Source organism: Chrysanthemum yellows phytoplasma (genome assembly GCF_000803325.1).
Classification (GTDB): Bacteria; Bacillota_I; Bacilli_A; order Acholeplasmatales; family Acholeplasmataceae; genus Phytoplasma; species Phytoplasma asteris.
In genome coordinates this window covers 1-2,628 of record NZ_JSWH01000012.1, presented here as the reverse complement: position 1 = coordinate 2,628, position 2,628 = coordinate 1, and the positions used below count along the sequence as shown (strand labels likewise).

Genomic DNA, 2,628 nt, shown 5'->3' with positions numbered 1-2,628 from the left:
GTTTACCAAATAAGAATTAACAATATTGAAAGAATATTTTTTTTCATTGATGAAAAAGGTGTTTGTTGTCCTATTGGATATGATAAATTCCATTTTTTATATTCTATGAAAACCAATCCAAAAAAAGTTAATATTAACAAAATAAAACATTTAATTTATACTAATTTAAGACTTTTAACAACTAATGAAGAATCTGAAAATATAAAAAACACATTAATTTTAAATGAATCCAATCAAGATCAAGTTAAAAATATAATGTCACAATTAAAATCCAAAATTCGTAAATGTCAAAAAATGTTTAATGAAAATTGGACAAATATCTATAAACAATTACCTCAACAAATTCAAAATATTTTAGATTGCAAAAAATAAACCTTTAATTTATTTTTCAATCATTAAATAAAAACATTAAATAATTAAATATATTTTTAAACTAAAAGAACTACCTAATTTAGGTATTTTTTTATTATATTTCACATATTAAAACTATCTTCAAAATTTTTGCATTTTTATTTTCTTTTTTTGTGAGGTATAATATAATTAATAGCATTTTATTAATTATTCAAAATTCACTCTCATTAATAATATGCTATTTTTTGTATATTTGTATAAAAATAAAGAAAGAAAAAAGAAAGAAAGGTGCATAATAACAAAAATGCCAACAGACACAGTCAATAAAAAAACAAATCGTTTAGTATATGTATTATCTTTATTAAGTTTATTTTTTACTTTTAATATGATGAATAGTAATATTGTTTGGGGAGAAAAATACTCCAAAACAGAGGCAGTTGAAAAAGCCTTTGATAAATTAGCTCATGATTTAGCAAAAGAACAAGCAGCTAAATATTTTGGTAATGAACAAGACCAAAATGATGCTTTTGATAAAACTTTTACTTTAACATCGACTTCAGGACAAGGTCCTTCTGTTCCTACTAATCACAAAGTCCAATTGGTAAATTATTTATTAAAAGATTTTGGATCATTTAAAACTTATGTAGACTCTCTTACAGAAACAACAAACTACGAACTAGATGGAGCGCAGGGTCTTCATGCAAAATTTAAAGGCAAATTGAACGAATACAAATTAAATCCCACCCAAAGCGCGACTCTTTCCACTTTTGTAACAAATAATCTTTTTGGGGATGAAAATTTTATGAATTTTTTCTATAAAGATAAAGCAGCTTTATATGTTACACAAGATGTATTTAAAGAAGCAGTTGCTAAAAAGATGGTGACAAAAACACTTTCAGTTGTAACTGACAAAAAAACATTTGGAAATGTGGCAGAAGCAGTTAAAGCTGCTGTTAAAGAATTATTGGAAGAAGAAGCCAAAAAACAATTTAAGCAAGATACAGATAAACAAGCTAAAGTTGTTGCAGAAGCAATGAAAACTTTTGATAGTAACAAAAAATTTGAAAAAACACTTGAAGAAGAAGTCCAAGCTTCAAAAAAATAAAGTTGAAAATGAAGTAAGCGTTTTTCAAACTCAAGGAACTCTTACCGAAGGAGGCAATACTTTTCCAACAGCTGTAACAACCACTAAAAAAGACGTTGTAGTTACTAAAGAAGTTGTAACAGTAACTAAAAACGGCGTTAAAACTACAACAACTACTGAACCACCACTTAACAAAGTAACAGTTCAAACTTTTGGAGCTGATGGCATTACAGTTGTTAAAACCGAAGTAGTAGAAACTCAAGTTTAAGGTGCAAAAACAACTGTTACAACTAAAGTTGATAACGAAGTAACTAAAGTAGAAACTAAAGAAACTGACAAACCAACAGTTACATTAGTAAAAGCTGATGAAGTTCAAGCCGCTTTTAAAGAATTCACTCAAGAATTATTAGACCATACACCAACTTTATTTTTTGAACAATCAGACTCATTATATGTTACTAATAAATTTGGGGAAATGTCTGGAGTAACTAATTTAGACAAAAACAAATTAGCAACTCAATTAGCAACAGTTTCCAAGTTTCAAGACGCAGTAAATACACTTGGAGCAACATTTGATAAAGCAACAGTTAAGGAAAAATTAATTCAATTACTCAAAAACAACGACGTTAATTCAGATGTTTTAGGTATTTTAAATGATTTTGTTAATTTGGACCAATTTTTAACAGTTGTGTGTGAAAGCAAAGCAGATTTATTTGTACAACAAACAGATAAAGAAGCAGTTGTTGCTAAATTAAAAGAAACTTTGGAAAAAGAAGCACATTTTACAAAAAAACTTGATGATGAGGTTAAAGAAGTAGTTGAAGATTTACTTAAAGCTGAAGTTGATAAATTAGAATTAACTCCAGCTGAAAAAACTCAAGTTGAAACTGAATTAACCGAAACTTTAAACAAAGAAAAACTTACTGAAAATCTTGAAAAAACAGTTCAAACTGCTAAAGAAACAGTTGATGCTGAAACTGAAGCTCAAGCTCAAACTACTCAAAACTCTACACAAAAAGAAACTCCTAAACCTACACAAACCACAACTGAAGAAAAAGAAACTAAAGGCACTAATACAAAAGAAGTTTTAGTATATGTTTGTTTAGTATTACTTGTTCTTTTCTCAACTGTAGGAACAGTTCTTTACGTTAAAAAACAAAATAAATAATAATTTAATATCTTTATAATAGAAA

4 protein-coding genes are annotated in these 2,628 nt (G+C 27.1%); all 4 read left to right on the top strand.

The window, feature by feature from the left end:
• Positions 1 to 372: hypothetical protein (locus tag OL66_RS00190; RefSeq protein ID WP_034171991.1), on the top strand; the 372-nt coding region annotated here is incomplete at its 5' end.
• Positions 373 to 655: 283 nt separating this feature from the next.
• Entirely contained in the window at positions 656 to 1,456 is an 801-nt protein-coding gene (locus tag OL66_RS00185; protein ID WP_034171990.1) for a hypothetical protein, read from the top strand.
• Positions 1,425 to 1,703: a hypothetical protein gene (locus OL66_RS03570; RefSeq protein WP_156956332.1), complete on the top strand. Its 279-nt coding sequence runs from the start codon at positions 1,425 to 1,427 to the stop codon at positions 1,701 to 1,703. The genes OL66_RS00185 and OL66_RS03570 overlap by 32 nt, the downstream gene beginning before the upstream one ends.
• Positions 1,704 to 1,910: 207 nt before the next feature.
• The gene (locus tag OL66_RS00175) at positions 1,911 to 2,603 is read left to right on the top strand and encodes a hypothetical protein (RefSeq protein WP_034171988.1); all 693 of its coding nucleotides are present in this window, start codon (positions 1,911 to 1,913) and stop codon (positions 2,601 to 2,603) included.
• The last annotated feature ends 25 nt before the right edge of the window (positions 2,604 to 2,628 follow it).